A 26,173-nucleotide genomic window follows, 5' to 3' on the forward strand; every position below is an offset into this window, starting at 1 on the left:
AAGCGCAGAGTATTAAAAGACCAGAACGAAGAATTAAAACATGTAGTGCCTGTCCTTAAAAGCATGAACGGTAAACTCAAGGATTTAGATACAGCTGTAGGTGGAGTTAGGAAGTCTAAAGAAGGACTTAAAGTTAGGATGTATAGATGTAGAAGGCGTAATGATCTGGAAATGGTTATAAACGGTTCAGATAACAAAGGGAGGTAGTAAGGATGGAGAAAGTAAAAGTGACGAAGGAACAGGCGGGAGAAATAAAAGATCATGTAAGTAGAAATAGTGAGGATTTAGTTTTCAAACTTCATTTAAGTAATCCAAATGGATGGACAGGTACATCAAAAGTGTTGAATGGGATGGATATAACAACGATGGCTAAAGCATTATACATCGGCTATGAAATAGAACCGGAGTTTAAAGTTGGGGATTGGGTGGTTGTGACATTTGATCTCCACAACAGTTATGGGCAAATAAAACAAATAACTAAAGTAGAGAAATCTTGTGCAGTTGGTAGAGATGTTTACTTTGAATTAGATGGAGGAGGTTGTTACTACCCGAATGAAATCAAACACGCCACAACAGAAGAAATAAAACAAGAAAAAGAGCGTAGATGGTGGGCGAAGCATGGTAGGGAAGTTTGGGAGTTGAAAATGGGAGATACGCTAATCAATAAAAATGATCGTTATTCATGTGATGTGAAGTTTGTTGAGGGAAGCGACCCTACTGGAACTTTATTGGTAAACGGGAGAAAAGATGAATTTATTGAACTGATAGAGGATTTAAAAAAGGAATATATAGTCTTTTGTTTCAAAAAAGATAGATTAGATTTATCAAATTAAGCCGGGAGGGTTTTAGGGATGGAAAAGTTTATTGTTCAGAGGTATGACATGTGGACTCCAGAAGATATGCAAAAAGATATGAACGAAAAATATGAAAATGATTATTATCCAAAGGAAATTAAACTAGGAGATTACCAAGATCGAGTGGATTCCACAATCATTTATGAATTGGAGGAATCGGAATGAGTAGGTTGGAAGAGATTATTCAATATGAACACACCACTCCAAAGGGCAGGCACTACGTTGGATTTAAGAGTGAAGAAGATTTTAAACGGCTTATCAACCAAGCACAAAAGGCAGAAGAACTACAAGCTAAGGTGGAGGGATTAATTGGCAATTACAAAATAGCTTACTCTCAAAATGAACATCACAGGAAGTTAGCCGAGCGCTATAAACAGGCTTTGGAGTTTTATGCGGATAGATTTAAATATCATGAAATGTTAGATCAAAGTGGTGTATTAACCGTTATTGAAGATGATTGTGGATTCACAGCACGTCAAGCATTGAAGGGAGTAGAGGGATATGAGTAAGAGATTGTATACATCAAGAAAAGATTCTAACTTTATCAAAAGTATGGATGAAGACGTTCGTAAAGAGTATCTGATCAGAAAAATCGCAATGTTAAATGTGGAACAGCTTGAACCTTATATCGAAATTGTGAGTAATGATAAGAATTTTAGAACCATTGAGTATGCTGTAAACCTACCTATGGAGGGGTGAACACATGGATAAATGCAAATGTAATCATAAATTTATCTGTATTGACTGCTACCTAAAAATCAGAGCAGATAAACCTTGGAGTAGTTGGTTCTGATGCCGAAGAAAAAGCCTTATAAGTCCTATATCTGCAAAGATTGTGAAATTGATTTTATCGTTAGCGCGGAGGTAAAAAGATGTTGCTGTCCAAATTGTGGAGATTCAATCCATGTGGAAGTAATACGTAATATCTGGTTAGAACGACCTTTTAACTACAAGAGACCATGGACAGACGAAGAAGATAGCATGATTCTTGCGGGTAAACAATTAGGAAGAACATACGAGCAAATAGGAAAAGAAATTAATCGAACAGGAAAAGCAGTGAATAGAAGATCGCAACAGTTAAGGAGGATGCTAAATGGATGACTTATACCTCACCAAAGAGCATTACAAAATAGCTGAACAAAACGGAATATCAAAAGAATTAGCATATAACCGATTTAATGCTGGATGGGATGCAATGGATGCAGTCACTAAACCAAAGGCTAGAGCAGTGAATAAAGAGTTACAGGAGAAAGCAAGAGCAAACGGTATTGAGTTACCTATTAGCGTTATATCTGGTCGCAAGATGCTTGGATGGACAGATGAAAAGATTATCACTACTCCGGTAGACGATCATCGAAAGAAAATCAATCACTATATCGAGGTTGCTGCTAAAAACGGTATAGGCAAAAACACATTTTATGCTAGAAGACAACGAGGTTGGACACTGGAAAAAGCTAGTACCGAACCAGTACAGAAGGTTTATAGCAGATATAAAGCTATATAAAAAACAGGGAGTGAATATGTTGATTTTAACCAATTTTGGAAGTGTAAGAATTAATGATTCAGAAAACTTTGTTGATATTAGAAATGTTGAGAATAGTCATATCAGCATCGGAGTAATGCTTACTGCTTACGATTTTGCTAGTGAAATTATTGAAGTGAGAAGAAAAAATCACGAAACAACGATGTTTGTCTTAAAGTATGATGACATTGAAATCCCAGAATATTGGAAAGACGCTGAGATTATTTTCACTAATAGAAAGTAAAGCTATATAAATATGGGGTGTCAATGAGAGTTGACACAAATTGTGAAATAAAGGAGTGATTGAATTGTTTACATTTCAAATAGTAGTACAACAAGGTATGAAATTCGCTGGATATTTATTAAAAGAGGGTAAAGGAATTGGTGGTATTGGCAACGATGAAAATGGTATTTATGTAAGGTTGAGAGAAAAACTTAATGTCTTAGAAATGAAAAAACTAATGGAATTTATTGAAGGTTTGAACGTTGAGTTTCAATACAGAGACTTTGATTTAACTTTTATAAAAGATTAAGTAATTCGCAGTCCGAATAAATCATAAACCGATTGGAGGTTATACAGTGAATAATGAACAACTAGAAAAAGCAATCAGACTAAAAGAAGAAATAAGAGAATTGGATATTTTTATTTCCTTAGCAAAAAGGGATGGTTTTTGGGAAAGGATCGCATTTAAAAAAGAGTTTACATTAATTACAAATGTTCATGGATTCCGTGAAGATAACAACCAATATAGGTTAAGCAAGGAATTATCCCACAAAGTAATTGAGGTATTAGAAAAGCAATTAGATGAATGGAAAAAGGAATTGGAAAATATTTAATCTAAAATTCGCAATTGGAGGTTAAACGATGACTTTGAATGATCTTTTGAAAAGAGTATCAGAAAAAGATAGAGATAAAATGATTATTTACAAAGAAGGTATAGGATGGAGCAATATAAACGTTCATGTAACAGAACACGACATCATAATAACGTCAGATGATAATCAAATATTTTCAGATGATATAAACTAGGAGGTTAAACAATGAATCTAGATAAATTAATGACAATACAAGATGATTTAGATAAACATATCGAAGTTAAAAAAGGCTTACAAGGACAGGACCTACTAGATAAAAAGATACTAGCTTTACAAGTGGAGTTAGGAGAGTTAGCTAATGAGTGGAGAGGGTTTAAGTTTTGGAGTAGTAATCAAGAGCCTAGAGGATATAACCTTTACACAGAAGGTAAGGGAGTAGAACAAAAGAACCCACTACTAGAAGAATACGTTGATTGTCTTCACTTTATATTGTCGATTGGGTTGGAGTTGGATAGAAAAGATGATCTATTACCTCAACCGTATGTTAATAGACCTAATGCTAGTACAGATGAAATAATTGGTCAATTTGGGCAAGTATTTAAAAACACATGGCATGTTCCAGGGGATTATTATCATTTGATAAATAACTTTGTAGAATTAGGTTCAATGTTAGGATTCACCACAGAACAAATAGAACAAGCCTATCTAGATAAAAACAAAGTTAATCATGCTAGACAGGAATCTGGATATTAAGGAGGAAGCACAATGAATAAAGACTATGTAGAAATTGACGGTAAAGAAATTAGAGTGTTTCAAATATGTGAAGGTGATGCAGTAGCTGCTGAATATTTAGAAGATGCTATCGAATGGTATAAGGACTTAACCGGATTTGATGATGACGAATTATATGCATCGGAAGACATTGAAATTTATGATCCAGAAAAATATGTTCGCAAAGATGAAGATGAAGAAGGCAGAATCACAGTAAAAGAAATAGTAAATGAATACTGGGCAGGAAAACCATTTATAGCTGTTACTACTGCTGGATATTAAGGAGGTCTAATATGGGTGAAGTACTAACTACTGGACAGATGATAGATCAATTGAAGGTTGGGGAAGTTGCTAAGAATAATGATGATATGAAAGTTTATAAGAGCGAAGACGGAAGTATACGTGGTGATGTTATGGGTAGAAAAATATTGTGTGATTTGGATTTCTTAGAATCGAAATGGCGCATCCAACCAAACTACGTATCTTTTGAAGATGCTATGAAGGCTTTGAAGGATGGGAAATCAGTTATATTTAGAGGTCCTGATGGAAGTTGGAGTGACAAAGTACCTCCGAATGTTGCTGCATCAATCGCAATAAAGCATACAGAATTGAGGGGTTACGGATTGTTAGATTTATTTAAAGGCAAATGGACTATAGAGGAGTGAAACAATGGATAACACAATAAACAAAACAGATTATGAAAATATAGTGCATCTTGTTAAAGCTCGCAAAGAAACCGGTGAAGGATTCTCAGTGTCTACTATACAACGCAGATTAAGAGCTGGACGGTCATACTCGGAGAAGATAATGAAAAAACTGGAACGGGATGGTTACGTTAGTGAATTTGATGGTACTAAGCCAAGAGAAATATTAATTTAGGAGTGAAACAATGGCTCAACTAGAGAATGAATTGGAGAAACAAAGGAAGAAGCAAGCAGAAGAACAACGAAGAAACGAACTAATGGACATTATTATAGGTTATGGTGTTCATACTCATAACGGTAGACCTTTATCCAATCTCACATTGATAGAATTAGAGAATTTACGTATTAACATCATTAATGATTATTTACGGTAGGAGGTCAATATATGCAGATCATGACAACATATTTAGATATGTGTACGGAAATAGAATTAATAAAGGACCAGATACAAATAGTAAAGCGTGAAATTAACTACTGGTTCGGTATTGACCTAGATACAAATGAGGGTGTTCCGTTAAGCGGGAAAGGTGCTGATAAGTTCGGAGTAATGGCATCACTACACCAGGCAGAAAAGAAGATTGAGAGCTTTCAACTTCTCACTAAGCGATTAACACAACTGGAACGAGAAAAAGGCAAAATGGACGAGCTTATGGATAAGTTTGAGGGGTTAGATTACAAGATAGCTTATAAACGTATTGTGGAGTCAAAAACACACCAAGAGGTAGCAGATGAATTAGGATACTCACATCAGTATATTAAAGAACGTTGGCTAAAAATAAAAACCTACAAAGAACATACAGAAAACCTTGTCAAACTCTGATATTCTATTAATGTACCAAAATATTATTAAAATCAAAATTATGTCAGAAAAGCGCTTATCCATATTGGGTAGGTGCTTTTTTGTTGGGTGGATAGGGACATACGTTTGTTGGTGGGGGCTTACGTAAAAAAGGCGGTGAGATATTGAAGTACATCAAGATACTGCTACTTATATTATCTATAACATTCTTTAACATACATCCAGGTATAGAAAACGATCCATTAAGAACTAAGGATTGGAAATTTATATGCTGACAGAAAGGTAAGGTGATCATTATCTCGTACCACATACGTTAGTGGAATATATTAAGGGAGTGATTATGTGTATATATGGTTTAGTGAATCTGTAATGAAGAACCTATTAAAAAGATATCCTCATGTTTCAGAAAAACAGTTTAATCACCTTTTAGCAAAACACCAAGATAATATAACCAATGAATGCGGGATAGCTACTTACTGGAATATAGGGAAAGATTCATATGTATATAACTTACCAGAAACAATCGAGTTAGAATTGGGAGACGATCTGAAATTACTTCATAGGACTAAACATAAAGAACTTGCAAACTCATTCGCAGTTGAGGTAGAGGAATACATTAAAGAGGTGAAATATATGAAATGCAAAAGTTGCGGAGCGAATATGTTGTTATTTTTAAAGCCTAATTATTGTCCTAAATGCGGTCGTAATTTAAAGAGTGAATCAAAGAACGTGCCAAAATTCACAATACCAAAATTAGACATAGGTGGAATTATTCCAAGCGTAACACATGAATGGTTAAACGCAGGGGAAAAAATACATTGTTACGCAGACGGAAAACTGGTAGCAACCGCAGTTGAACCAACTCCATTACTAACTATCACAGTACAAGATAAAGACTCTATACCAGAGATAACATACAGAGGTAAGAATTACACTAAGCTAAAAGAACTTAATATACAGTGGGATACTATGACAGATAAAGACCTAGGAGGACTTAGTGTATTGATAGATCACTTTGATGAAGATAACAATGTTCACTCTTGTATAAGTGAAAAGTACAGAGGACATTTGTTTAATGACTAAGTGGAAGATAACCAATCCATTCTATCAAACTAAGAAGTGGAAGCGTAAGAGAACTAACATACTCAAACGTGATAAGTATGAGTGCAGAGAATGCAGAAGATATGGGAAGGTAACACCAGCTACTACAGTACACCACTGCTGGACACTGGAAGAATATCCAGAGTATAAACTCAACAGCAATAACCTTATCAGTTTATGTAACAGATGTCATGAGTCTATGCATAAAAGATTTACTGGAGAGCTAACAGACATAGGAGTTAAGTGGAAGGAGAGAGTTAAGAAGAATGTGGTTAAACATGAATGTAATTGAAACGTTACCATGGATAATACTTGGAATTTTTATAGGGCAAGGATTATTTGAACTAATAAAGATAGGATTTAGAATAATAATTAAAATGTTTCGAAAAACTTCGAGAGATTTCAACGAGAAAAAATAATTTAGCCCCCCCTCTTTTATGTTCGTGAAACACTACAGGGATACCGAGGAGAGGGAACTTTTTCCAATAGAGCGAATGTCCAAAAACTTTTTTTGAGGAGGTGGAGCGATGACACGTGAAAATAAAGCTGAATTAACTGATTATGAAGCTCTTTCGATTAAGGATAAGATTGTGAGGGATATGGAAGGATTAGGGACGTACAAGCCGGAATATGATGCAGTAATTACCATTTATGCGGATTTACTTGCCCAATACAATCAAGCGAATCAAGAGTTTATCGAAAGTGGTTATCAATATGAAACTAAAACCGCTGCAGGAGGGACAAAGAAATCTGCGATTGTAGCAACGCTTGAAAATTTACGTAAGGACATAATAGCATACTCCGATCGCTTATGCCTGAACCCAAAATCAGTTGAAACAGTGACAACCGAATCTAAAGGGAAATCAAAACTAGCGAGTGTGTTAAGTGGACTCGAAAACTAAGTTTAAGAATTACGATACAGTAATGGAGTATGCGAAAAGTATTATTAGTGGCAAGAAAGTTGCTTGTAAAGAAACAAAGCAAATGTGCCAAAGATTTATAAATGACACTAAAAATGATGAATATGATTTTAACCCTAAAGATGCTGAATTTGTTATTCAAATCATCGAAAAAACATTTGTGCATCAAAAGGGTGAGGATATGGATGGCTACCCATTACGTGGGAAGCCTTTTTTATTGGAACCATGGCAAAAATTTGTGGTGTATAACCTGCTTTCATTTTTCCACAAAGGCACAAAGCTGCGGAAATACAAGGAAGCGTTCATCATGTTGGCGCGTAAGAACGGTAAAACTCCGTTTAACACAGCGTTAAGTTGGGGTCTTGGGTTGTTGGAGAGGATGTCTGGGGCTGAGATTGTTATCGTAGGCGCTCAACTCAAGCAGGCAATGCAGAGTTTCAATTTTATGACGCACAATCTTAAAAATATGGGTGAAGAAGAAAACTTTCGAATCCTGGACAATAACCAAGAACATAGCATAAGTGGCGATCTAGGAGACGGGTACATGAGAATTGAGACCATAGCAGGTAATAGTGACCGCATGGACTCATTGAATACGCTCATACAAATATTAGACGAGTTGCACCTTTACAAAAGTGCAAGTCAATATAACACGATTAAAGAATCAGGTAAGGCTTATCGTAATAGCTTATGCATCGGTATCACGACAGCAGGCGATAACATGAACAGTTTTTGTTATAACCGAATGAAGTATTGTCAAAAGATATTAGACGGAACAGTAAAAGATGAACAATACTTCGTGTTTATAGCTAAAGCAGATGAGGATGAGAACGGAGATGTCGATTATACTAACCCAGTTGAACACGAGAAAGCTAATCCAAACTATAACGTGAGTGTAAGTGGGCAAGAGTTAATGAATGACGCAATGCAAGCACAGAACGACCCACAGCAACGAAAGGCTTTCCTTGCTAAATCATTGAATAAGTATACGTCGAGTATGAATTCATACTTCAATATTGATGAGTTTAAGACGAGTGATAAACAGTATAGTTGGACACTTGAGGAGCTTGCCAAACTGCCGATTGACTGGTATGGAGGGGCGGATTTAAGCCGTATGCATGACCTGACAGCGGCGGCTCTTTACGGCACATACAATGATATAGATATAGTATTAACGCACGCATTCTTCCCAAGACCAGCGGCGCATTTAAAAGCCGAGGAGGACAACATACCGTTATTTGGCTGGGAAGATGACGGACACCTAACAATGACTAACTCTCCAGTTGTGGACCACCAGGAAATAGTGAAATGGTTTATGAAAATGAGAGATTCCGGGTTTAGAATAAAAAATCTCGGCTTTGACATTAAATTCGGACGCGAATTTTTCCTGGAAATGAAGAAACAAGGATTTAGAATAGAGGAGACTCCTCAGCTTCACTACTTGAAATCAGAAGGGTTCAGGCACATAGAACGGCGTGTTAAAGATGGCAAATTCTACTATCTTCACAGTGACGCTTACGAATATTGTGTACAGAACGTTAAAGCTGTTGAACAAGCAGATGACGCGATTAAATATGAAAAGGTAAAACCTGTGATGCGTATTGATTTGTTTGACGCGTCAGTATTTAGCTGTATGCAGATGCTGAAAAGCCTTAAAAAGAGTGCAAGTGCTAAGAAATGGATTAATAGTTAAATGAAAAGGAGGTGAATGCATGAGATGGTGGGATAAGATACGAAAACGATCCACATCGCCAGCAAGCGCTGAAGCATGGATAAAAGATTTACAGAAGCAAGATATTCAGGATTTACTAAATGTTCCGGGCTATACTCGGTTATCTGATAATCCAGAAGTTAGAACTGCAGTTCATAAAATAGCAGATTTAGTATCTTCTATGACAATTCACTTAATGCAAAATACCGAAGATGGAGATGTGAGGGTTAAAAATCAACTTTCACGAAAAATTGATATAAATCCATATAGCTTAATGACTCGTAAAACGTGGGTGTATAACATTGTTCATACGATGTTATTAGAAGGTAATGGGAATAGTATTGTCTATCCTAGAATTTCTCAAGAGGGATTGATTGATGAGTTAATACCGTTATCTCCTTCATTAGTAAGTTTTACTGATACAGATACAGCTTATGAAATAAACTATAACGGCAAGACATATAACCATGATGAAGTATTGCATTTTATGATTAATCCTGACCCAAACCGACCTTATATAGGGAGAGGGTACAAAGTTGTATTAAAAGATATAGCAGACAATTTAAAGCAGGCAACGGCAACAAAAAAAGGTTTTATGTCTGGTAAATACATGCCAAGTCTTATTGTGAAAGTAGATTCGACATCTGATGAGATTTCAAACAAAGAAGGAAGAGCAGCGGTATATGATAAATATCTATCGGCTCATGAAGCCGGAGCTCCATGGATTATACCTGCTGAACTTTTAGAAGTGCAACAAGTAAAGCCATTATCTTTGACAGATATTGCAATAAATGAAGCGGTGGAATTGGATAAAAAAACCGTAGCAGGCATTTTAAATGTTCCTGCTTTTTTTCTTGGGGTTGGGAGTTATAACAAGGATGAATATAACAACTTTATTAGCACAACCATCCTTTCAATAAGTAAAGGATTGGAACAAGTATTAACACGAGGATTGTTATACGCACCGGATTTGTATTTTAAATTCAATGCACATAGTTTATACGCTTATGACATCAAAGAGTTATCAGACGTATACTCTAATCTCTATGTGCGTGGTTTATCTCCTGGTAATGAAGTAAGAGACAAACTAGGGCTATCGCCACTTGAGGGATTGAATGAACTAGTATTACTAGAAAACTATATTCCTTTAGACAAAATAGGAGACCAAGGGAAATTGAAAGGTGGTGAGGATGATGAGTGACCGAGATAAAAGGCAAATGCGAAGTGTCTCTGTAGATTTAAATACTCGTGCAGTTGGGGATGGTGACAAAGTTATCGAAGGATATTTTGCTGTATTTAATTCAGAAACAGAATTATTCCCAGGAGCATTCGAAGAAATAGCGCCAGAAGCATTTGGTAGCTCTCTAGAAAATGATGTAAGAGCGTTAATTAACCACGATACAGCATTTGTGCTAGGTAGAAATAAATCTGGAACGTTAGACCTCAAAGTCGATAATAAAGGACTGTGGGGGAGCATTCGGATTAATGAAAATGATACCGATGCTATGAATTTGTATGAACGTGTAAAACGTGGTGACGTTGATCAGTGTTCTTTTGGTTTTAATATTCTTGCCGAAGAAACTGACTTTCGGGATGACGGCAGTGTTAAATGGAGGTTAACCGAGGTGGATTTGCACGAGGTATCAGTCGTAACATTCCCTGCTTATGCAGATACTGCAGTACAAGCTAGACAAAAAGATTTGGAAACTATGAAAAAAAGGAAGTTAGATAAAAGAAAAAACCAATTAAAGGAGAGATTGAAGAATGCTAAAACAAGTAATGCTTAAAAAGAAATTAGATCAAAGAACGTCACTTTTGGAAAAATTAATACAAAAGGATGATGACTTTGCAAAACGTTCTGATGAACTTGAATTTGCTATTAATGAGGCAGAAAGTGAGGAAGAAGTTTCCGCCGTAGAGGAAGAAATTGAAACTCATGAAAACGATAAATCAGAACATGATGAAGAAAAGAAAAAACTAGAAGATGAAATTGGTAAGTTGGAAAAAGAATTAAATGATTTGAAAGATAATGAACCTAAAAATGAAGACCGAGGGGGAAAACGTAACATGGGTAAAGATTTGGAAGTAAGAGAAGGTATTAAACAATATGTGCAATCGAAAGGTCAAGTCCGTGATGGATTTACTTCGGTTGAAGCGGGACCGTTAATTCCAGAAGACCTATTACAACCAGTAAAAGCACCAGAGGAAACTGTGAATCTAGAAAACTTAATCACTACCAAAAAAGTAACACGTGGATCGGGGAAATATCCTGTTATTCATAAATCTGGTAGTAAGATGGTTACCGTTGAAGAATTAGAGAAAAATCCGGAATTAAATAAACCAACTTTCACAGAAGTAAATTACGACATTGACACTTATCGTGGATATATCCCTGTTTCTCAAGAGGCGATTGATGATGCGGACTATGATGTTGCAGGTTTAATTGCAGAAGAAATAACTGATCAAGAATTGAATACCAAAAACGCAGCAGTTGCAGCTATTTTAAAATCTGCTACACCAAAAGCAGTTACTGGACTAGATGGGTTGAAAGAAGTATTTAATATTGATATCAAGAAAATTTATACAGCTAAAGCCGTAATATCTTCATCTCTATATAATGAATTAGACACTTTAAAAGATGCTAATGGTCGTTACCTACTGCAAGACGATATCACAGTTGCATCTGGTAAACGTTTATTCGGAAAAGAAGTTGTTGTTCTTGATGATGACATGATTGGAGAAGCTTCAGGTGATTTAGTTGGTTTTATTGGTGATCCAAAAGCATTTGCAACATTGTTTGACCGTAAACAAGCATCTGTAAAATGGGTAGATCACAATGTTTATGGTCAATTATTAGCTGGATTTGTTCGTTTTGACGTGCAATCAACTGATACTGATGCAGGTTACTACGTAACTTATACTCCAGAACCTGAAGATGATGGCGGCGGAGAACCATCAGCATAAAAGGAGGTTTCTTGATAATGAAAGTAAAAGCAATTACGAGATTCTATGATAAAAAAGCCAAAAAGTATCGTGGTACTAAAACGGAAGATGTGTTTGAAGTATCCCAAGAACGTTTTGACGAAATCAACTCCACAAAATACGGTAAATTAGTTGAGGAAGTTAAGGAAGATAATTTCCCCAAACATACTGGTGGAGGATACTACGAACTGTCTAACGGTGAGAAGGTAAAAGGAAAACAAAAAGCTGTCGATGCTGAAAAAGAATTGAAGTGATCTATATGAATGAACAAGCCTTAGAATTGCTAAAAGCACGATTAGGTATATCAACAACTGTGAGAGATAGTTATTTACAAAAGCGTGTAGATGACGTTATTGCTGAACTAGAAAACATTAATGGGCTGGTGTTAGATGATTCTGATACCAGTCATTTAATGTTTATAGTGGATTTAGCAGCTTGGAGATATGAGAACAAAGACAGTGAGAATGCAATGCCAAGACATCTACAATTCCGACTTCACAATTTAATTATTAGCAATGTAGGTGTTGATAATGAGTAGAACTTTCGATCATGAAGTAACCCTTATTAAAAATGTTACTAATTATGACGACTTGGGTAATCCGATTAAAGATGAGGAAAAGACTACTATTCTTTGTGATTTAAAATCAATTGGACGTAGTGAGTTTTACAATGCATCTGTTCAAAACATGAAGCCAGAAATTGCGTTTGTGGTACATGCATTTGAATATGATAACCAAAAGTTAGTTAAGTTCGATGGTATAAGATATTCCGTATTGCGGACATATAGCGATGATGACGAATTTATTGAACTAACTTGCGAGAGAGTGATTGGCAATGATTGACATATCAAAAGAAATCGTTGATGCATTAAAAGAATTTACGACAGAAGTAGAAGAAGGATTGGAAAAGTCTCAAAAAGAAGTAGCTCAGGATACAGCCCAAGACTTAAAAGGAACTAGCCCTAAAAGACGCCCAAAGTATTCAAAGGGATGGAAAGCTAAGAAAACCCGCAATGGGTGGGTGGTCCATAATGCTACTTCTCCACAACTGACACACTTGTTAGAAAATGGACACGCTAAGCGTGGAGGAGGTCGGGTCGGCGCTCAACCTCACATCTATCCAGCCGAACAATCAGCCATCAAAATGTATGAGGATTTAGTTGAGAAGGTGATTAGAGGATGACTTTAGGTGAATTAGTACAAATTTTAAGAGCTACAGGCTATCCTGTGGCTTTTTCTCATTTTGATGATGATGATATGCCAAGCGTCCCGTTTATTACCTATACAACACCGGAGGACGATGCTTTTTATGCGGACAACAAGAACTATATGAAAATAACCAATGTGAATATTGAATTGTACACCAATAAAAAGGATTTGGAAGCAGAAAGGAACTTGGAATCTTTATTAGATGAACATGAGTTACCTTATGTTGGTTATCAAACCTATATAGAAACAGAAAGACTACATCAAAAAACTTATGAAATTGGAGTGATATAAATGGGGAACAAAGTTAATTTCGGTTTAAAAAACGCACATTTTTCACCGATTACAATTGACGAAGAAACAGGGGAAGACGTTTACGGTACTCCTATTAAATTACCTGGTTCAGTTGAATTAAGTCTTGAACCACGAGGCGACATGGTTGAATTCTTTGCAGATGACATGCTTTACTACTCTGCACCTAATAACCAAGGGTATGATGGAACGTTAACGATTGCTAATATTCCAGAGGAGTTTTCTGTGGAAATATTGGGCGAGGAAAAAGATGAAGATGATTTAGTTCTTACAGAAAAAACAACAGCTAAACCTACACGATTTGCCTTCATGTTTGAATTTGATGGTGATGTTAAGGCTACTCGTCACGTACTTTACAATTGTACAGCCAACAGACCTAACGTAACTGGTTCAACTAAAACTGATTCAGTAGAACCACAACCGAATGAACTTACTTTCGTCTCTAGTCCACGTGGTAAAGATGATGCAGTTAAAACGAAGACACTTACTACAACACCTAATGAAATTTACAACGCTTGGTACAACAATGTTTACGAGAAAGCACCAGCTGTATAGGGGGTAAATAATAATGGAAAAAACATTAACTATTGATGATAAACAAGTAACGTTTAAATCTACTGGGTCAACAGTTTTGCGGTATAAATCACAATTCGGTAAGGATTTTTTCGCAGATTTAATGAAAATGTTTCCTGCAATGAAAATGATAGAAAAGCTAGGAAAAGAAAGTATTGAAAATAAAGACATTGATTATGAGACATTACAATATATTGATTTTGAGTTGTTTTACAATATCATTTGGGTATTAGCTAAAACAGCCGATAAGAATATACCAGAACCTATGGAATGGCTAGATGGATTTGAAGAATTCCCAATCATGGAGATTCTTCCAGAATTACAGGAGTTAATGATGCATAGCCTACAAGGTAAAAAAAAGACACAGAGGCATCCGGCGGAGAAAAAATAACTACGGATGCCTTTTTGTATATGTGTAAAAAAATAGATTTAAGTTTTGAAGATTTAGAATATATGACAGTAGGTATGTGCTTGGATTACGTCGAGGAATATATTGATCAAAATAATCCTAAACGAAAGAAAGCAAGAAATGCAACACAAACTGATTTTGATTCATTTTAAGATGGTGATGAAATGGAAAAGGTACGTTGTCATAAATGCAATAAATTGTTGTTTGTTGCTAGTGATGACTTAAAAGGGAAAATAGAAACAAAATGCACACGCTGCAATGAAAAAATAACATTTAGTAAGTAGAGGGTCATCGAACCCCATTTCTTTTTAAAAAGATGGGGGTGAGGTGGTCGTGTCAAAACGTGTAAAGGGTATTACAATTGAAATTGAAGGCGAAACGAAAGGTCTTGATAAAGCTTTACAAGACGTTAATAAGCGATCACGTGATGTTAATAGCGAATTACGTGACGTAGAACGTCTTTTGAAATTTAACCCTGGTAATACTGAATTACTTGCACAGAAACAAAAGTTATTGGGTGATCAGGTTGAAACTACAAGAGATAGACTGGACCAGTTAAAAGGCGCACAGGAAGAAGTAGAACGTCAATTTGCAGAGGGTGAAATTGGCGAAGAACAATATCGTAATTTTCAACGAGAACTTGTAGAAACGGAAAGTAAACTAGCACACTTTGAATCACAACTAGAGGGTACACAAGAGAAAACAAAAACGTTCTCCGAAAAATTAGATGAAGGTGGTCAACGTTTTAAAGATGTTGGCGGTAAAATATCTGATGCAGGCGGAACTTTAACAAAATTTGTTACTGGTCCTATTGCTGCAGGTAGTGCGGGATTATTAGGATTAGCTGTAAACGCAGGTAAAACAGCAGATAGAATATTAGACTTAAGCGCTATTACTGGGTTGAGTACAGATAGTATACAAGAATGGCAACATGTAGCTACGGTAGCAGGAGTTGAACAAGAAGCTCTTACAAATGCTGTAGAAGGTTTAATTCGTAAAATACCACAATTAGAATCAGAAGGCGGAAAAGCAACAGAGTCTTTAGATAAATTAGGGTTGTCATTTTCTGAATTAGAAAACATGACACCGGATCAACAAGTGGATACATTAATCAAGAAGCTTTCTGAATTAGAAGACCCAATGGAAGCTAACGCCATAGGTTCTCAATTGTTTGGTGGAGCCTGGAAGGATATTGCTCCTATTTTAAGTATGGGTTCTGATGCGATAGAAGACGCAAGAAACGAAGCGCATGACTTAGGTAGGGTATTGAGTGAAGATAGTCTTAATGATGCGAATAATTTCCGAATTGAATTGGACAAACTTATTGAAACATTTAAAGCTATGTTCGTTCAGATCGGCGCAAAGTTAACCCCTTTACTTCAAGATACATTAGTACCATTAATTCGTGACCAAATCGTCCCTGCAATAGTTACATTTAGTGAAAAAGTGGCGGAAATAATAGAGTGGTTTACGAATTTGAGTCCTGCAATGCAAGGTGGAATACTTGCATTTGTAGGATTATTAGCCGTAATAGGACCTGTACTTGTCATTATAGGAAAATTAGCGATTGGTATTGGTGCGCTAATGCAATTGTGGGCAACTCTTGGTCCTGTATTAGCAGCTATATCTGGTCCAGTCGGCATTGTAATCGGGGTTATTGTGGGTCTTATTGCAATCGTAACATTATTATGGACAAACTGGGATACAATCAGTAAATGGCTAGCTGATAGCTGGGAGTGGCTTAAAGAAACTGCTGTAAGTGTATTTAATTGGATTAAAGAAGCGATAATTAGTGAATGGGAACAGTTAAAAGAATTCACCTCAACAGTGTGGAATGGGATTAAAACTGTTCTTTCAGATACATGGGACTGGATTAAAACTACTGCAAAAAATGTATTCAATTGGATTAAAGATGCAATTGTTAGTGAATGGAATGCATTAAAAGATTTTACATCAACGATATGGAACGGAATAAAAAGTTTTATAACTGGATTGTGGAATGGAATAAAATCAACCGCATCCACAGTGTTTAATGCAATTAAGTCATCTATTAGTAATGTTTGGAATAGCATAAAAAATACAACAAGCTCATTGTGGAACGGAATAAAAAGCACAGTTACCCGCATATGGGATGGTATGAAATCAACTGTTAAGAATGTATTTAATGGAATTAAAAAAACAATCACTGGTGTTTGGGATACTATTAAGTCCAAAACAGATGATATTTGGACTGGTATTACTGACAGTATCAAAGGAGCGGTAAACGGGGTTATATCTGTTATTAATGGAATGATTAATGGCTTAAATAATATAAAAATCAAACTACCTACTGTGCCGGATTGGGTTCCAGGTATGGGCGGTAAAGGTGGACAAACATTAGGATTTAGCATACCAAACATCCCTAGTCTTGATGTAGGTACAAACTACGTTAAAAAAGACGGATTAGCTATGATTCACGAAGGTGAAGCAGTTGTGCCTAAGAAATACAATCCAGCTGCAGGTGGTGGAGCTGGTCAACAAATGGTAATTAATCCTGCGCCAGTTTATTTAGATGAACAATTAATCGGCGAAATAATATTAAATATAGTTGATCAAAGATTGTCAACTCAATTTTCTATGAATTCATATGTTAAGGGTGATCGTTAATGAGAAATCTAATTAATCTATGGGATAAAGATGGTAAAAAAATAGATTTATCTAAGTATGGACTTATCGGAAGGCGCTTAATTATACCATCACCATCTTATGACAGTACAGAAGAGAAAGTCACAGGTAGACCAGGCACTATCCTACTTGGTAAGCAATTAAACCCTAGATCATTAACAGCTATATTTGTTGTTGAAGCATATGATTACGCAGACATTATCTTGCTTAGAGATGAACTTTACAAGCTATTTAGCGAACCTTTTTATGTAGGGGAGGTAAAACAACCCGGTAAAAGATGGATGGTCGAATGCATAGAAGAATGGGAGCCAGAACGATTAAATATAAATACAGATTCAATTGAAATACCTTTGATTTCCAGAAAAGGCGTAGCTGAATCAATAGGAACAACCCTAACACCATTAGAGTGGGATGTAGATATGTGGCAGTGGGGGATGGGTTTACAATGGGGCGATTATGCGTACGAACAAACGGAAAACGAATTTACTATTTTCAACGCTGGTAATGTCAAAGTTGACCCAAGATATTTTCCACTTAAAATAATCATTAACGCTGAAACATCGGATTATATCGAAATAGTAAACCATACTACAGGCGATACCTACAGATATAATGGCTCTCTACGTCCTACAGACGATTTAGTAATAGATGGCATACGAAGCACGAAAAATCTTGCATCCGTGTTCAGGGATACCAATAAACGATTACTTACGCTTGCATCAGGCGCTAACAAGATTGAAGTTAGAGGAGCTACGGTGGAGCGTGTTATTTTTGATTTTAAATTTTACACCCTTTAGGAGGTTGGTGATGTATGAAGCTAAATAGAATAGATTCACCACTATCAAGAACAGAAAGGAACCAAGTGAATGAGAATTGGGACAGAATAGAGAATGACTTCAACAATGTTGTAAGTGTCATATCGGATGAAGCTTTTGATAAGGTTGTAGACAGTGCTAAATTAAATTGGTTAGATTTTGTAGACACTTACGAAGATATTGCCACAACTTACCCTAATCCGTCCGTAGGGGATGCAGTTATGGCAAGGAAAGATTCTGACGATTATCCCATAAACTCTAATGATAAAAGAATGGCAGGCACTGTATGGCGATTTGATGGTAGTGATTGGGAACCAATTCAGAATATTGATCCGACAGCAATAAACCGCATAGATGAAGAATTAAAACAAGAAATAAAAGACATCGAAATCGGCACAAGAAACTATATAAATAATAGTGAAGTTTATGAATTTGGACAAGCCACTGATGATTATGACTATTGGAAAGCATACGAAGGATTAGAAAAAAACACAGAGTATACGCTTAGTTTTGATGCCGAGTTTTTACAAGGTGGATCATCTGAAATTACTGTTCTTGCTCATTCATCTGATGGATACATGGTTCCTATTCAAATGGTGTATAACTCGAATAGAATGGACGCGACTTTTAAAACGGATGATAATTATATTTATGATCTTTTAATTTATAACGGAAAAAGAGGAGAAACATCCGGAAACCAATTAAATCTAACAAAAATAAAACTTGAAAAGGGTAATAAACCAAGTGATTATACAGTATCGCCAGAAGATATACAAGAGCAATTTACCAAAGTAAATAAAAGAGTAGATGACAATGTAACAAATATAAATAGTTTATTTACACAGATAGAAGAAAAAGAAGAGCTAATCGAACATGGAGAGAATGCTAATGGTGAATATTTTAGATATAAAAGCGGGTTACAAATATGTCTAGGTAGATATGCATTTACGTCTGATTGCGATCTTACGGTTGGTAATTTTGGAATGTATAGAACAGAAACGGAAAAATGGACATTTCCTGCGAACTTTAGTCAAGGTTCTAATACAATGGTTTCTGGTATTGTGACATCATTCGCTAGATGGTTTAACTCCACCCTTATTCCATCCAGAACTGATGTTAGTGTAGTTCAATTTAGTACTACGGAAGGAACATCTTATGGAGCTAGTATAACTGCAATCGGAAGGTGGAAAGATGACATATGATGATATTATACGTACCACAACGAAATGATGAAGTAAGAATAGAATATGAATTCACTGAAACTACTATTACGGCTCGTTACGGAGATACTAAGGACACGCTTGATTTATCCAATTTAACCGAAGGAAAAGTGGTTAAGGATGAGGAAACAGGGGGTTCTATAATTAGTACTTCTTTGCCAATCAACCCATTTTTGGATATAGAAAAAAAAGACGGGATAACATATGTTAAGCTATTATATTTCCACGGAATGAATGCAACTAGAGAAGAAAGGTTCCCAAAATGGACGCACTTTCAAAACTTAGAGGTAGGTGTTTTTAGTGGCTAAATTAACATGGAAAACTGATGACCAAATAAATCAAGAGAAAAAAGAACGAAAAAGGAAGTCAGATGAAATCAAGAAAAGAAAAGAACAATTAAAAACAGCTGCGGAAGATGTTGTAATACAAGGACAACAGTACACTGATTTAGAATTACAATCGATTATACAAGGGCAATATGTGACTGAACTAGAATTGGCTATTGAACAACTGAAGGGGAGGGATGATAATGTTTGAATCATTAAAAGAACGGTATGAAAAAGGTTGGGTAAGAAGAGATCAACTTAAAAAGTACGTAGAACTAACAATCATTACGGAAGCAGAATATGCTTTGATTACCAATGAAAGATATGAAAGAGATGATAGATAATGGCATACGTCGGTCAAGTAGAATATCAAACTTACTCCCATATCGAAAGTAGAATTAAAGCATTTGGCAATTATACCGTTATAGGGAAAGACGAAAGCGGGACATATGACATGTATAAAATAGAATTGGGTTCACCTGGGAAACCTGTTCTATTTTTTTTAGCGTCTTTACACGGCACAGAATGGCATACTACACAATATACTTTATCCTTAGCGGAAATGCTTGAAAATAATACTTTCCCTGATGCAGATTTTAGAAATAATTTATTATCCAGCTATCATTTAGTAATCATTCCTGTAGGTAATCCTTATGGATTGGATAGAGTAACAAACGAATATAATCAATTTGATTCCAACGCTAGAACGAACTCAAACGGTATTGATCTAAATAGGGATTTTTACGATATAACTCAGCAAGAAACAATTAACATAACTAATCAAATATTGAGGCATAGACCGTTTGCTTTTTTGGATTCACATATGTTTCAGCCGAATTATAGTTCAGCTAATGGAATGAACTTAATCTTAGCGAACGGGCAAAGAGAAACAGACTATATTCGAGATAGATATGTAGATATGTGGAAAAAATATACGGGGGAAGGTATTACTGTATGGGTTAATGATTTGTCACCTACATCCGGATTGGCTAGGGCTTTTGCAGCAAAACAGACTAATCCATACACACCCAACACTTTGTCATATATATCAGAAATGAAACGACCTGCCATAATTGATGGTGTGTTGATTGAAGAATTAACTAAGTCTCAGATATATGATTATGGAATAGCCGCCTTGACATTTTTCATCGAATCATCTATTCAATATTTAGATGAATTTTCAATAGAAGAAGCAGTTGTTGAAGCTTTGACGGTAACTGATTTGCTCGGAAATGAGGAAATGTTAGTTGATTTTAAAGAATACACACGCACAAGGAAAGTAAATGGTGAGAAAACTATATCTATGACCGTTGTACCATCAGAAGCGAATAAACATGCTTTCCCTTTGATTGGTGAAGAAGCAACCATTACACATGGTAACGATGAATATATAATTAAAAAGTATTCCGCAAAGTCAATAGGAAACAAATATATAAAGCGTATAGATGCAGTTCATAAATTCTATGTAGATTTAATTAATAAACAGCAGAATAAAGTCCATAATGGCTCTATTACATTCTTTAACTATATGAATCTTGTTTTTGAAAACACAGGTTATACATTTGCAGTGATAGATAGTTTCCCTGCTCTAAGCTTTGAGAACTTGGGTAATGATAATAGGCTATCATTGCTAGAAAAAGGACTTGATCGATTTCAAGCTGAAATGGAAATTGTAGGAAATCAAGTGCGTTTTAGAAAGCGTGTAGGCAATGATACAGACTTCCAATTCCGATATGGTCATAATATCAATAGCATTGAAGAATCATGCGAAACAACCAATTTAGCGACGGTTATACGTGGTGAAGGTGCAGACGGAATAACAGCTTATTACCGAAGCCCTAACGCTGACATATTCGGTGAATTGGATGCACCTAGTGTAATTGATGAAAGGTTTACATCAAAGGAATCACTACTCGAAGAAATGAAATCAAGGTTAGAAGATACGCCACTGTTTTCAACAACAATTGATTTTGCAGATTTAAGAGCAGCAGGCTATCCATACACGGTTCCTAACGAGGGGGATCGTGTTTTTGTTATTTACGAGCCAATGGATGACTTATTAATAGAAGCAAGGATATTGGATATTAATGAAGTATTTGACGCTGATTTAAAGCCAATAAAAACAACGGTTACACTTGCTAATCATAAAAAAAGCTTTGCAGACGTTGTTTTCGATAACACGCAAAAACAATTAGGTAAAATTGTTAATGAAGATGGCGTTGTAAGAAACGATGTATTGTCAGAAGCAATGCGAATAGCCGCGGAGTCGATTAAAAACGCTAGAACAGAGTTACAATTCCCAAATGAAGGTGGGATATGGGCAGTTGAGAAAGACGATCCAAACAAAGTAGTTGTATTTAATTCAGCTGGTTTGGCGGTAAGTACCGATAATATGCAAACCATTAGAAGCGCGATAACAGCAGAGGGGGTCGTTGCCGAGACTATAATGGCTGGACTTATGCAAGGTGTTAACATCGTACAGGATGATGGTGAAGGGGGTAAAATTGAGCTTGTAAATGGGGTTTTGCAAACATATCTGAATAATACTAGAGTTATGCGCGTAGACGACAAAGGTCTTACCATGTTTTCTGCTGACGGAGGAGTTGAAGCAGGTACATTAAGGGATTCTCAATTGACTGGAGATAAAAGCAAGAAAGGAATATCACTCAATTCTGCAAGAGATTTTTTGAATATTGGTTTTGGTTCTGTAGGAGAAACTGCCCGACCTGTATTACATGCACAAAACGGAATAGAAACAAGACTCTACATTGGCAGAGAATTTTCGTTTGAAGCCTTGCCAGGTCAAACTAGACTGTATGTAGATGGACAATCAGTATTCCGCGCAGACCACACAGGAACAACCATATATAACAATAAAAGCGGTATGGCTGGTACATCTATGTTATGGGCTGATCATAACGACGATCGATTAAAACTATATTATAAACTATCACCATTATATAACGGTCGTTTTGAAATGTATGGAAACCTAATGGTTGATGGATACGTATCTGCTGATGATTACCGAAACAACTCATTAATTGAGTTAAAGGACAATATAAAACCAGTAGACTTTAATGCATCTGATTTGTTACGTCATGCCGATATTATGGAGTATATGCTTAAGAAAGACATTGAAAAAGGGTCAAATAAGAAGCGATACGGCTTTATTATAGGCGATGGGTACAACATACCGGAAGAAATATTAGGAGAAGATAAAAAAGGAATTAGTAGTTACGCTCACTCTAGCATAAATTCACTTGCCATAAAAGAACAAATTGAAAAAACAGAAAAACTAGAAAAAGAAAATAAACAATTAAGAGATGATTATAACGCTTTGCTAAAAAGAATAGAAGCACTTGAAAAACGCTGAATAAGCGTTATTTTTATGGAGAAAAACAGGGAGTAGTTGCAGGCTACTCCCCACCCGACTATAGGGAAAATCGGGTTATAACATTATACGTTAATCACTAGAGACGTTAGGGGGTCGAGCATGTCAAATCAAGAGGAGTTGGACAACATGCCTATTTGGCAAGACCATGAGAGGAGAATCACAACCTTAGAAAATACATTCTCCGCCATGTCTCACGAAATGAAGGATGTTAAGTCTACTGTGGAAAAAACAAGTGATGAACAGAAGAAATTACTGAACACTTTAATAGATCATCACTTGTCAACTAACAAATTAAAATTGAGTAATTTTTGGAAGTTGATTTTAAATATAACAGGTGCAGGCGGTTTATTAGCTGCTGTTATTTACGCGATAGTTCAATTCATTAATTAAAGGAGAGGTTATCATGAAAAACATTAACTGGAAAGTACGATTTAAAAAGAAAAGTTTCTGGGTAGCGATATTTGCTCTTGTTGGATTATTAATAACTGACTTAGGATTCCTAGACATGGGAACGTATGAAAGATATGTAGATGCAATCCTGCTTGTGTTAGTTACAGGAGGGGTTATTACAGATTTTACCACTAAAGGAATAGGTGACAGTAAGCAAGCTTTAAATTACACCGAACCAAAAGATGATAGCAAATATTTGTAAGCACCGTAGAAGGTGTTTTTTTAATGTTTAAAAAAGTAAGGAGTGGTTTTAATGGCTAAAGTAGTTGATTTACGTGGTAAAACAATGGGCGGTAAAGATAAGCGAACTAAAGTAACAAAAATAGCAAGGCATCACTCAGCAACAGAACAAGGTAATTATAATTCGTTTGCTAATTATTGGTCACAGAAATGGAATACAGGCGGTTATCATGAAATAATCTTACGTGATGGTACTGTACAACTTTGCTATGATTGGGATACTGTTACAAATGGTGTTTATGGACACAATCAAAACACGTATCATATATGCCTTGTGGGTAATGGCAGTTTCACTGATGCACAGGAAAAAGCATTTGAGGAACGTGCTAGGGCTGCAATAGCATTATTCAGATTGAGAGTATCGGATGTACAAGGGCATAATGAATTTAGCGGAACAAATACTAGTTGCCCAGGTATTAATATGAATACAGTACGATCTAGATTGAATGTTAAAAGTGTGAGTCCTGCACCTAAACCACAGACTAAACCAAGTAAGACAAGCTCAAATAAGGCTAATCTTACGGTTGATGGTAAGTGGGGTAACTCTACTACTACCGCATTACAAAAAGCACTAGGAACTACGCAAGACGGTATCATAAGCGACCAGTTAAGCAATAGCATTACCAATGCTTTCTATGGTACTACGATTGATTTCGGAAATGGTAAAAAGGGAAGTATGGTTGTAAAGGCACTGCAAGGAAAAGTAGGTTCTAGACAAGATGGATTATTAGGACCTAACACAATCGGTGCTTTACAAATATATCTTGGTACAACTCACGACAAAGTATTAAGTCGTCCGTCTGAGGTAGTTGAAGAATTGCAAAGTAGATTAAATACAGGTTCATTTTAAAACAAAAAGCCCTCCTAGTGGGGGCTTACATTCTACACATTGGTGGTTTTGGATCATTCATTATTGTTCACCTCTTTCCTATATAGTTTTATAATAACACCTTTACTTATTATCAGAATAGTAGTAAAATATACCCAAGACTTGAAAAAGTCCTAAAGGAGTTGAACCCTGCCTATGGTGGGGTTATTTTTATCTATTATCTTCGCTATTCACATCCGGTGGTGTATACTTCGTTTCTAAAGGTATGTCCTTATGTTCAATCTCAATCATATTTTCACCATACATATAAGACTGAATAACTTTCTTTGTTCCTTCTCTTAATTCTTCAGAAGTAAACTCCACAATTTCACCATTAACCACATATTTACCTGTGGATTGTTTTCTGATGATTAATTGATGATCTTGAATAATTTCACGTTTTAACTTATAGAAATCTTTTTCAATGGCATTAATAAGTGATTCATGTAGATTTAAATAAAGTGGTGCGATTTTAAATTTTTCTTGATCGTATAATTTTTCATTATGTTTTAAAGTGTTAATTGCTAATGGCATGCAGATATATTTTAGTACAAGCTCATTCATTATTATCATCCTCAAACAAATCTTCTAATTTGCAGTTTAATATTTTAGATAATTTAACTGCTTGATCTAATCGTATCATGCTTTTGTTTTTTGACCAATTAGTAATAGTATCTTTATTGACTCCCATTTTCTCAGCTACATACTGCTTTTTATATCCCGATTTTTTAATTAATTCATCTACTTTTAATTTCATTATTATCACCAATTAATTAATTCGATACAAGTATAGTAAATCCCTTTAATTGATAACTTACATAAAAAAATCGGAAACTTTTCGGATTTTATAACATAGACTTTACTATGCACAGTATATAGATGTTTATTTAGGTTACTTCAAATACTGGTGCATCAACAAACGAATATACGCACGAATAGGTAACACTACGAACACCAAAGCGTATATACGTACGAATAGGGGTGCGAATATGGAATTACTTATAGGTGGGTGCTTGTCTGCTTTTACTCTTTATGCAGCTACAAAATGGAATAAATCAGACAAAGATAAAATTAAGCATACATTCCGAAATTTAAACTATAAAACAAAAGATTATGAACCGAAGCATTTTAAAACACATCGTACTGATGACTACACTTTATACAGCTACCACGTACCTTATGGATTAGTAGACGATGACAAATTACAGGTGCTTGAAAAGGTATTAAATAAGCCAGTTAAAATCACATTTGCTAAGACTAAACTACACATCAAGGTATATAAATATCAAATACCCACCAATATTGCTTACAATTGGATCCAATCGGATGGCTGGACTTTACCTATTGGTCAATCATTAGATGGTCCAGTAATGCATGATTTTGATAAGATACCGCACATGACTATAGCAGGGATGACCAGACATGGTAAAACTGTATTGTTAAAATTGATTTTATCTCATTTGATTTATTCTAATCCTGATGATGTGGAGTTTTACATTATTGATCTTAAAGGAGGA

Annotated in this window: 45 protein-coding genes; 43 read left to right on the forward strand and 2 right to left on the reverse strand. The window is 35.6% G+C overall.

From position 1 onward, the window contains the following. From AQ616_RS19810 to AQ616_RS19080, 42 genes are all read left to right on the forward strand, one after another. Window positions 1-207, forward strand: a 207-nt coding sequence (locus AQ616_RS19810; RefSeq protein WP_205634394.1) for a hypothetical protein, incomplete at its 5' end; no start/stop codon positions are given. 5 nt (window positions 208-212) lie between these two features. Beyond that, window positions 213-833: a hypothetical protein gene (locus AQ616_RS18900; protein ID WP_069686600.1), complete on the forward strand. Its 621-nt coding sequence runs from the start codon at window positions 213-215 to the stop codon at window positions 831-833. An 18-nt stretch (window positions 834-851) separates the two neighbouring features. After that, window positions 852-1,019: a hypothetical protein gene (locus AQ616_RS19750; protein WP_168156670.1), complete on the forward strand. Its 168-nt coding sequence runs from the start codon at window positions 852-854 to the stop codon at window positions 1,017-1,019. Then, the gene (locus AQ616_RS18905) at window positions 1,016-1,363 is read left to right on the forward strand and encodes a hypothetical protein (RefSeq protein WP_069686601.1); all 348 of its coding nucleotides are present in this window, start codon (window positions 1,016-1,018) and stop codon (window positions 1,361-1,363) included. Before AQ616_RS19750 ends, AQ616_RS18905 begins: the two co-directional genes overlap by 4 nt. Then, window positions 1,356-1,553 carry a hypothetical protein gene (locus AQ616_RS18910; RefSeq protein ID WP_069686602.1) on the forward strand — a complete coding sequence of 66 codons (198 nt, stop codon included), beginning with the start codon at window positions 1,356-1,358 and terminating at the stop codon, window positions 1,551-1,553. Before AQ616_RS18905 ends, AQ616_RS18910 begins: the two co-directional genes overlap by 8 nt. A gap of 93 nt (window positions 1,554-1,646) precedes the next feature. After that, window positions 1,647-1,955 carry a hypothetical protein gene (locus AQ616_RS18915; RefSeq protein WP_069686603.1) on the forward strand — a complete coding sequence of 103 codons (309 nt, stop codon included), beginning with the start codon at window positions 1,647-1,649 and terminating at the stop codon, window positions 1,953-1,955. Next, window positions 1,948-2,358, forward strand: a complete 411-nt coding sequence (locus AQ616_RS18920) for a hypothetical protein (protein WP_069686604.1) — start codon at window positions 1,948-1,950, stop codon at window positions 2,356-2,358. Before AQ616_RS18915 ends, AQ616_RS18920 begins: the two co-directional genes overlap by 8 nt. A 19-nt stretch (window positions 2,359-2,377) precedes the next feature. Continuing rightward, entirely contained in the window at window positions 2,378-2,620 is a 243-nt protein-coding gene (locus AQ616_RS18925) for a hypothetical protein (RefSeq protein ID WP_069686605.1), read from the forward strand. A 64-nt stretch (window positions 2,621-2,684) separates the two neighbouring features. After that, window positions 2,685-2,909, forward strand: a complete 225-nt coding sequence (locus AQ616_RS18930) for a hypothetical protein (protein WP_069686606.1) — start codon at window positions 2,685-2,687, stop codon at window positions 2,907-2,909. A gap of 46 nt (window positions 2,910-2,955) precedes the next feature. Next, window positions 2,956-3,213 carry a hypothetical protein gene (locus AQ616_RS18935; protein ID WP_069686607.1) on the forward strand — a complete coding sequence of 86 codons (258 nt, stop codon included), beginning with the start codon at window positions 2,956-2,958 and terminating at the stop codon, window positions 3,211-3,213. Window positions 3,214-3,241: 28 nt separating this feature from the next. After that, complete coding sequence (locus AQ616_RS19755; RefSeq protein WP_168156672.1) at window positions 3,242-3,406, forward strand: hypothetical protein; 165 nt, start codon at window positions 3,242-3,244, stop codon at window positions 3,404-3,406. Window positions 3,407-3,417: 11 nt separating this feature from the next. Then, window positions 3,418-3,945, forward strand: coding sequence for a dUTP diphosphatase (locus tag AQ616_RS18940; protein WP_069686608.1), 528 nt, complete (start codon window positions 3,418-3,420; stop codon window positions 3,943-3,945). 12 nt (window positions 3,946-3,957) lie between these two features. Then, a complete protein-coding gene (locus AQ616_RS18945; protein ID WP_069686609.1) occupies window positions 3,958-4,245 on the forward strand; it encodes a hypothetical protein in 288 nt (95 codons plus the stop codon). An 11-nt stretch (window positions 4,246-4,256) separates the two neighbouring features. Beyond that, window positions 4,257-4,628, forward strand: a complete 372-nt coding sequence (locus AQ616_RS18950) for a hypothetical protein (protein WP_069686610.1) — start codon at window positions 4,257-4,259, stop codon at window positions 4,626-4,628. A gap of 4 nt (window positions 4,629-4,632) precedes the next feature. Further along, window positions 4,633-4,842: a DNA translocase FtsK gene (locus tag AQ616_RS18955; RefSeq protein ID WP_069686611.1), complete on the forward strand. Its 210-nt coding sequence runs from the start codon at window positions 4,633-4,635 to the stop codon at window positions 4,840-4,842. A gap of 10 nt (window positions 4,843-4,852) precedes the next feature. Continuing rightward, window positions 4,853-5,041 carry a hypothetical protein gene (locus tag AQ616_RS18960; RefSeq protein ID WP_069686612.1) on the forward strand — a complete coding sequence of 63 codons (189 nt, stop codon included), beginning with the start codon at window positions 4,853-4,855 and terminating at the stop codon, window positions 5,039-5,041. 11 nt (window positions 5,042-5,052) lie between these two features. Beyond that, on the forward strand, window positions 5,053-5,487 hold the full coding sequence (locus AQ616_RS18965) for a hypothetical protein (protein ID WP_069686613.1): 435 nt from the start codon (window positions 5,053-5,055) through the stop codon (window positions 5,485-5,487). 348 nt (window positions 5,488-5,835) lie between these two features. Next, a complete protein-coding gene (locus tag AQ616_RS18970; protein ID WP_139136393.1) occupies window positions 5,836-6,549 on the forward strand; it encodes a hypothetical protein in 714 nt (237 codons plus the stop codon). Next, entirely contained in the window at window positions 6,542-6,859 is a 318-nt protein-coding gene (locus tag AQ616_RS18975; RefSeq protein WP_069686615.1) for an HNH endonuclease, read from the forward strand. Before AQ616_RS18970 ends, AQ616_RS18975 begins: the two co-directional genes overlap by 8 nt. 235 nt (window positions 6,860-7,094) lie before the next feature. After that, window positions 7,095-7,469, forward strand: a complete 375-nt coding sequence (locus tag AQ616_RS18980) for a P27 family phage terminase small subunit (RefSeq protein ID WP_069686616.1) — start codon at window positions 7,095-7,097, stop codon at window positions 7,467-7,469. A gap of 22 nt (window positions 7,470-7,491) precedes the next feature. Next, window positions 7,492-9,180, forward strand: a complete 1,689-nt coding sequence (locus AQ616_RS18985; RefSeq protein ID WP_069686638.1) for a terminase large subunit — start codon at window positions 7,492-7,494, stop codon at window positions 9,178-9,180. Window positions 9,181-9,199: 19 nt separating this feature from the next. Next, window positions 9,200-10,399, forward strand: a complete 1,200-nt coding sequence (locus tag AQ616_RS18990) for a phage portal protein (protein ID WP_069686617.1) — start codon at window positions 9,200-9,202, stop codon at window positions 10,397-10,399. Beyond that, window positions 10,389-10,985, forward strand: coding sequence for an HK97 family phage prohead protease (locus tag AQ616_RS18995; RefSeq protein ID WP_205634395.1), 597 nt, complete (start codon window positions 10,389-10,391; stop codon window positions 10,983-10,985). The genes AQ616_RS18990 and AQ616_RS18995 overlap by 11 nt, the downstream gene beginning before the upstream one ends. Next, window positions 10,963-12,162 (forward strand): phage major capsid protein, encoded by a 1,200-nt coding sequence (locus AQ616_RS19000; RefSeq protein WP_069686619.1) that lies wholly within the window; start codon window positions 10,963-10,965, stop codon window positions 12,160-12,162. Before AQ616_RS18995 ends, AQ616_RS19000 begins: the two co-directional genes overlap by 23 nt. A gap of 17 nt (window positions 12,163-12,179) precedes the next feature. Continuing rightward, the gene (locus AQ616_RS19005; RefSeq protein ID WP_069686620.1) at window positions 12,180-12,434 is read left to right on the forward strand and encodes a hypothetical protein; all 255 of its coding nucleotides are present in this window, start codon (window positions 12,180-12,182) and stop codon (window positions 12,432-12,434) included. A gap of 5 nt (window positions 12,435-12,439) precedes the next feature. Continuing rightward, complete coding sequence (locus AQ616_RS19010; protein WP_069686621.1) at window positions 12,440-12,718, forward strand: phage head-tail connector protein; 279 nt, start codon at window positions 12,440-12,442, stop codon at window positions 12,716-12,718. Beyond that, the gene (locus AQ616_RS19015; protein WP_069686622.1) at window positions 12,711-13,022 is read left to right on the forward strand and encodes a phage head closure protein; all 312 of its coding nucleotides are present in this window, start codon (window positions 12,711-12,713) and stop codon (window positions 13,020-13,022) included. Before AQ616_RS19010 ends, AQ616_RS19015 begins: the two co-directional genes overlap by 8 nt. Continuing rightward, entirely contained in the window at window positions 13,015-13,362 is a 348-nt protein-coding gene (locus AQ616_RS19020; protein WP_240490534.1) for an HK97 gp10 family phage protein, read from the forward strand. Before AQ616_RS19015 ends, AQ616_RS19020 begins: the two co-directional genes overlap by 8 nt. Further along, a complete protein-coding gene (locus tag AQ616_RS19025) occupies window positions 13,359-13,679 on the forward strand; it encodes a hypothetical protein (protein WP_069686624.1) in 321 nt (106 codons plus the stop codon). Before AQ616_RS19020 ends, AQ616_RS19025 begins: the two co-directional genes overlap by 4 nt. Further along, complete coding sequence (locus tag AQ616_RS19030) at window positions 13,680-14,252, forward strand: major tail protein (protein WP_069686625.1); 573 nt, start codon at window positions 13,680-13,682, stop codon at window positions 14,250-14,252. Between the two features lie 13 nt (window positions 14,253-14,265). Continuing rightward, window positions 14,266-14,661 (forward strand): hypothetical protein, encoded by a 396-nt coding sequence (locus AQ616_RS19035; RefSeq protein WP_069686626.1) that lies wholly within the window; start codon window positions 14,266-14,268, stop codon window positions 14,659-14,661. 20 nt (window positions 14,662-14,681) lie between these two features. Then, window positions 14,682-14,831, forward strand: coding sequence for a hypothetical protein (locus tag AQ616_RS19760; RefSeq protein ID WP_168156673.1), 150 nt, complete (start codon window positions 14,682-14,684; stop codon window positions 14,829-14,831). A 181-nt stretch (window positions 14,832-15,012) separates the two neighbouring features. After that, window positions 15,013-17,325 carry a phage tail protein gene (locus tag AQ616_RS19040; RefSeq protein WP_069686627.1) on the forward strand — a complete coding sequence of 771 codons (2,313 nt, stop codon included), beginning with the start codon at window positions 15,013-15,015 and terminating at the stop codon, window positions 17,323-17,325. Continuing rightward, on the forward strand, window positions 17,325-18,140 hold the full coding sequence (locus AQ616_RS19045; protein WP_069686628.1) for a phage tail family protein: 816 nt from the start codon (window positions 17,325-17,327) through the stop codon (window positions 18,138-18,140). Before AQ616_RS19040 ends, AQ616_RS19045 begins: the two co-directional genes overlap by 1 nt. A 14-nt stretch (window positions 18,141-18,154) precedes the next feature. Continuing rightward, the gene (locus AQ616_RS19050) at window positions 18,155-19,360 is read left to right on the forward strand and encodes a hypothetical protein (RefSeq protein WP_069686629.1); all 1,206 of its coding nucleotides are present in this window, start codon (window positions 18,155-18,157) and stop codon (window positions 19,358-19,360) included. Continuing rightward, window positions 19,357-19,686 carry a hypothetical protein gene (locus AQ616_RS19055; RefSeq protein ID WP_069686630.1) on the forward strand — a complete coding sequence of 110 codons (330 nt, stop codon included), beginning with the start codon at window positions 19,357-19,359 and terminating at the stop codon, window positions 19,684-19,686. Before AQ616_RS19050 ends, AQ616_RS19055 begins: the two co-directional genes overlap by 4 nt. Beyond that, window positions 19,679-19,915 carry a hypothetical protein gene (locus AQ616_RS19060; RefSeq protein WP_069686631.1) on the forward strand — a complete coding sequence of 79 codons (237 nt, stop codon included), beginning with the start codon at window positions 19,679-19,681 and terminating at the stop codon, window positions 19,913-19,915. Before AQ616_RS19055 ends, AQ616_RS19060 begins: the two co-directional genes overlap by 8 nt. Next, window positions 19,908-20,048, forward strand: coding sequence for an XkdX family protein (locus tag AQ616_RS19365; protein ID WP_139136394.1), 141 nt, complete (start codon window positions 19,908-19,910; stop codon window positions 20,046-20,048). Before AQ616_RS19060 ends, AQ616_RS19365 begins: the two co-directional genes overlap by 8 nt. Further along, complete coding sequence (locus tag AQ616_RS19065) at window positions 20,048-23,077, forward strand: phage tail protein (protein WP_069686632.1); 3,030 nt, start codon at window positions 20,048-20,050, stop codon at window positions 23,075-23,077. Before AQ616_RS19365 ends, AQ616_RS19065 begins: the two co-directional genes overlap by 1 nt. A gap of 120 nt (window positions 23,078-23,197) precedes the next feature. Beyond that, the gene (locus AQ616_RS19070; RefSeq protein WP_069686633.1) at window positions 23,198-23,488 is read left to right on the forward strand and encodes a hypothetical protein; all 291 of its coding nucleotides are present in this window, start codon (window positions 23,198-23,200) and stop codon (window positions 23,486-23,488) included. A 13-nt stretch (window positions 23,489-23,501) separates the two neighbouring features. Then, window positions 23,502-23,750 carry a phage holin gene (locus AQ616_RS19075; protein WP_069686634.1) on the forward strand — a complete coding sequence of 83 codons (249 nt, stop codon included), beginning with the start codon at window positions 23,502-23,504 and terminating at the stop codon, window positions 23,748-23,750. Window positions 23,751-23,801: 51 nt separating this feature from the next. Beyond that, window positions 23,802-24,638: a peptidoglycan recognition protein family protein gene (locus tag AQ616_RS19080; RefSeq protein WP_069686635.1), complete on the forward strand. Its 837-nt coding sequence runs from the start codon at window positions 23,802-23,804 to the stop codon at window positions 24,636-24,638. A gap of 189 nt (window positions 24,639-24,827) precedes the next feature. On the opposite strand, the gene AQ616_RS19085 is transcribed toward AQ616_RS19080, so the two are convergent. Together AQ616_RS19085 and AQ616_RS19090 are read right to left on the reverse strand one after the other, a co-directional pair. Next, window positions 24,828-25,220: a YhjD family protein gene (locus AQ616_RS19085; RefSeq protein WP_069686636.1), complete on the reverse strand. Its 393-nt coding sequence runs from the start codon at window positions 25,218-25,220 to the stop codon at window positions 24,828-24,830. Continuing rightward, a complete protein-coding gene (locus AQ616_RS19090) occupies window positions 25,213-25,413 on the reverse strand; it encodes a helix-turn-helix transcriptional regulator (protein WP_069686637.1) in 201 nt (66 codons plus the stop codon). The genes AQ616_RS19085 and AQ616_RS19090 overlap by 8 nt, the downstream gene beginning before the upstream one ends. 232 nt (window positions 25,414-25,645) lie before the next feature. On the opposite strand from AQ616_RS19090, the gene AQ616_RS19095 reads away from it, so the two are divergent. Continuing rightward, window positions 25,646-26,173 (forward strand): FtsK/SpoIIIE domain-containing protein (locus tag AQ616_RS19095; RefSeq protein WP_276206880.1); only part of this gene is annotated, 528 nt, incomplete at its 3' end.

It is taken from the genome of Oceanobacillus sp. E9 (genome assembly GCF_001741975.1).
GTDB classification, from domain to species: Bacteria; Bacillota; Bacilli; order Bacillales; family Amphibacillaceae; genus Oceanobacillus; species Oceanobacillus kimchii.

Bases quoted from the DNA above. Each gene is read 5' to 3' on its own strand.
- AQ616_RS19070 (WP_069686633.1), top strand. From the start codon at position 23,198: ATGTCAAATCAAGAGGAGTTGGACAACATGCCTATTTGGCAAGACCAT.
- AQ616_RS19365 (WP_139136394.1), top strand. From the start codon at position 19,908: ATGTTTGAATCATTAAAAGAACGGTATGAAAAAGGTTGGGTAAGAAGA.
- AQ616_RS18955 (WP_069686611.1), top strand. From the start codon at position 4,633: ATGGATAACACAATAAACAAAACAGATTATGAAAATATAGTGCATCTT.
- AQ616_RS18960 (WP_069686612.1), top strand. From the start codon at position 4,853: ATGGCTCAACTAGAGAATGAATTGGAGAAACAAAGGAAGAAGCAAGCA.
- AQ616_RS18940 (WP_069686608.1), top strand. From the start codon at position 3,418: ATGAATCTAGATAAATTAATGACAATACAAGATGATTTAGATAAACAT.
- AQ616_RS19755 (WP_168156672.1), top strand. From the start codon at position 3,242: ATGACTTTGAATGATCTTTTGAAAAGAGTATCAGAAAAAGATAGAGAT.
- AQ616_RS19065 (WP_069686632.1), top strand. From the start codon at position 20,048: ATGGCATACGTCGGTCAAGTAGAATATCAAACTTACTCCCATATCGAA.
- AQ616_RS18980 (WP_069686616.1), top strand. From the start codon at position 7,095: ATGACACGTGAAAATAAAGCTGAATTAACTGATTATGAAGCTCTTTCG.
- AQ616_RS18900 (WP_069686600.1), top strand. From the start codon at position 213: ATGGAGAAAGTAAAAGTGACGAAGGAACAGGCGGGAGAAATAAAAGAT.
- AQ616_RS18990 (WP_069686617.1), top strand. From the start codon at position 9,200: ATGAGATGGTGGGATAAGATACGAAAACGATCCACATCGCCAGCAAGC.
- AQ616_RS19050 (WP_069686629.1), top strand. From the start codon at position 18,155: ATGAAGCTAAATAGAATAGATTCACCACTATCAAGAACAGAAAGGAAC.
- AQ616_RS19005 (WP_069686620.1), top strand. From the start codon at position 12,180: ATGAAAGTAAAAGCAATTACGAGATTCTATGATAAAAAAGCCAAAAAG.
- AQ616_RS19025 (WP_069686624.1), top strand. From the start codon at position 13,359: ATGACTTTAGGTGAATTAGTACAAATTTTAAGAGCTACAGGCTATCCT.
- AQ616_RS18945 (WP_069686609.1), top strand. From the start codon at position 3,958: ATGAATAAAGACTATGTAGAAATTGACGGTAAAGAAATTAGAGTGTTT.
- AQ616_RS19055 (WP_069686630.1), top strand. From the start codon at position 19,357: ATGATGATATTATACGTACCACAACGAAATGATGAAGTAAGAATAGAA.
- AQ616_RS19750 (WP_168156670.1), top strand. From the start codon at position 852: ATGGAAAAGTTTATTGTTCAGAGGTATGACATGTGGACTCCAGAAGAT.
- AQ616_RS19075 (WP_069686634.1), top strand. From the start codon at position 23,502: ATGAAAAACATTAACTGGAAAGTACGATTTAAAAAGAAAAGTTTCTGG.
- AQ616_RS18970 (WP_139136393.1), top strand. From the start codon at position 5,836: ATGAAGAACCTATTAAAAAGATATCCTCATGTTTCAGAAAAACAGTTT.
- AQ616_RS19000 (WP_069686619.1), top strand. From the start codon at position 10,963: ATGCTAAAACAAGTAATGCTTAAAAAGAAATTAGATCAAAGAACGTCA.
- AQ616_RS19080 (WP_069686635.1), top strand. From the start codon at position 23,802: ATGGCTAAAGTAGTTGATTTACGTGGTAAAACAATGGGCGGTAAAGAT.
- AQ616_RS19045 (WP_069686628.1), top strand. From the start codon at position 17,325: ATGAGAAATCTAATTAATCTATGGGATAAAGATGGTAAAAAAATAGAT.
- AQ616_RS19085 (WP_069686636.1), bottom strand. From the start codon at position 25,220: ATGAATGAGCTTGTACTAAAATATATCTGCATGCCATTAGCAATTAAC.
- AQ616_RS18920 (WP_069686604.1), top strand. From the start codon at position 1,948: ATGGATGACTTATACCTCACCAAAGAGCATTACAAAATAGCTGAACAA.
- AQ616_RS18905 (WP_069686601.1), top strand. From the start codon at position 1,016: ATGAGTAGGTTGGAAGAGATTATTCAATATGAACACACCACTCCAAAG.
- AQ616_RS18915 (WP_069686603.1), top strand. From the start codon at position 1,647: ATGCCGAAGAAAAAGCCTTATAAGTCCTATATCTGCAAAGATTGTGAA.
- AQ616_RS18975 (WP_069686615.1), top strand. From the start codon at position 6,542: ATGACTAAGTGGAAGATAACCAATCCATTCTATCAAACTAAGAAGTGG.
- AQ616_RS19015 (WP_069686622.1), top strand. From the start codon at position 12,711: ATGAGTAGAACTTTCGATCATGAAGTAACCCTTATTAAAAATGTTACT.
- AQ616_RS19760 (WP_168156673.1), top strand. From the start codon at position 14,682: ATGTGTAAAAAAATAGATTTAAGTTTTGAAGATTTAGAATATATGACA.
- AQ616_RS19020 (WP_240490534.1), top strand. From the start codon at position 13,015: ATGATTGACATATCAAAAGAAATCGTTGATGCATTAAAAGAATTTACG.
- AQ616_RS19035 (WP_069686626.1), top strand. From the start codon at position 14,266: ATGGAAAAAACATTAACTATTGATGATAAACAAGTAACGTTTAAATCT.
- AQ616_RS18950 (WP_069686610.1), top strand. From the start codon at position 4,257: ATGGGTGAAGTACTAACTACTGGACAGATGATAGATCAATTGAAGGTT.
- AQ616_RS18985 (WP_069686638.1), top strand. From the start codon at position 7,492: ATGGAGTATGCGAAAAGTATTATTAGTGGCAAGAAAGTTGCTTGTAAA.
- AQ616_RS19090 (WP_069686637.1), bottom strand. From the start codon at position 25,413: ATGAAATTAAAAGTAGATGAATTAATTAAAAAATCGGGATATAAAAAG.
- AQ616_RS18910 (WP_069686602.1), top strand. From the start codon at position 1,356: ATGAGTAAGAGATTGTATACATCAAGAAAAGATTCTAACTTTATCAAA.
- AQ616_RS19010 (WP_069686621.1), top strand. From the start codon at position 12,440: ATGAATGAACAAGCCTTAGAATTGCTAAAAGCACGATTAGGTATATCA.
- AQ616_RS18995 (WP_205634395.1), top strand. From the start codon at position 10,389: ATGATGAGTGACCGAGATAAAAGGCAAATGCGAAGTGTCTCTGTAGAT.
- AQ616_RS19030 (WP_069686625.1), top strand. From the start codon at position 13,680: ATGGGGAACAAAGTTAATTTCGGTTTAAAAAACGCACATTTTTCACCG.
- AQ616_RS18965 (WP_069686613.1), top strand. From the start codon at position 5,053: ATGCAGATCATGACAACATATTTAGATATGTGTACGGAAATAGAATTA.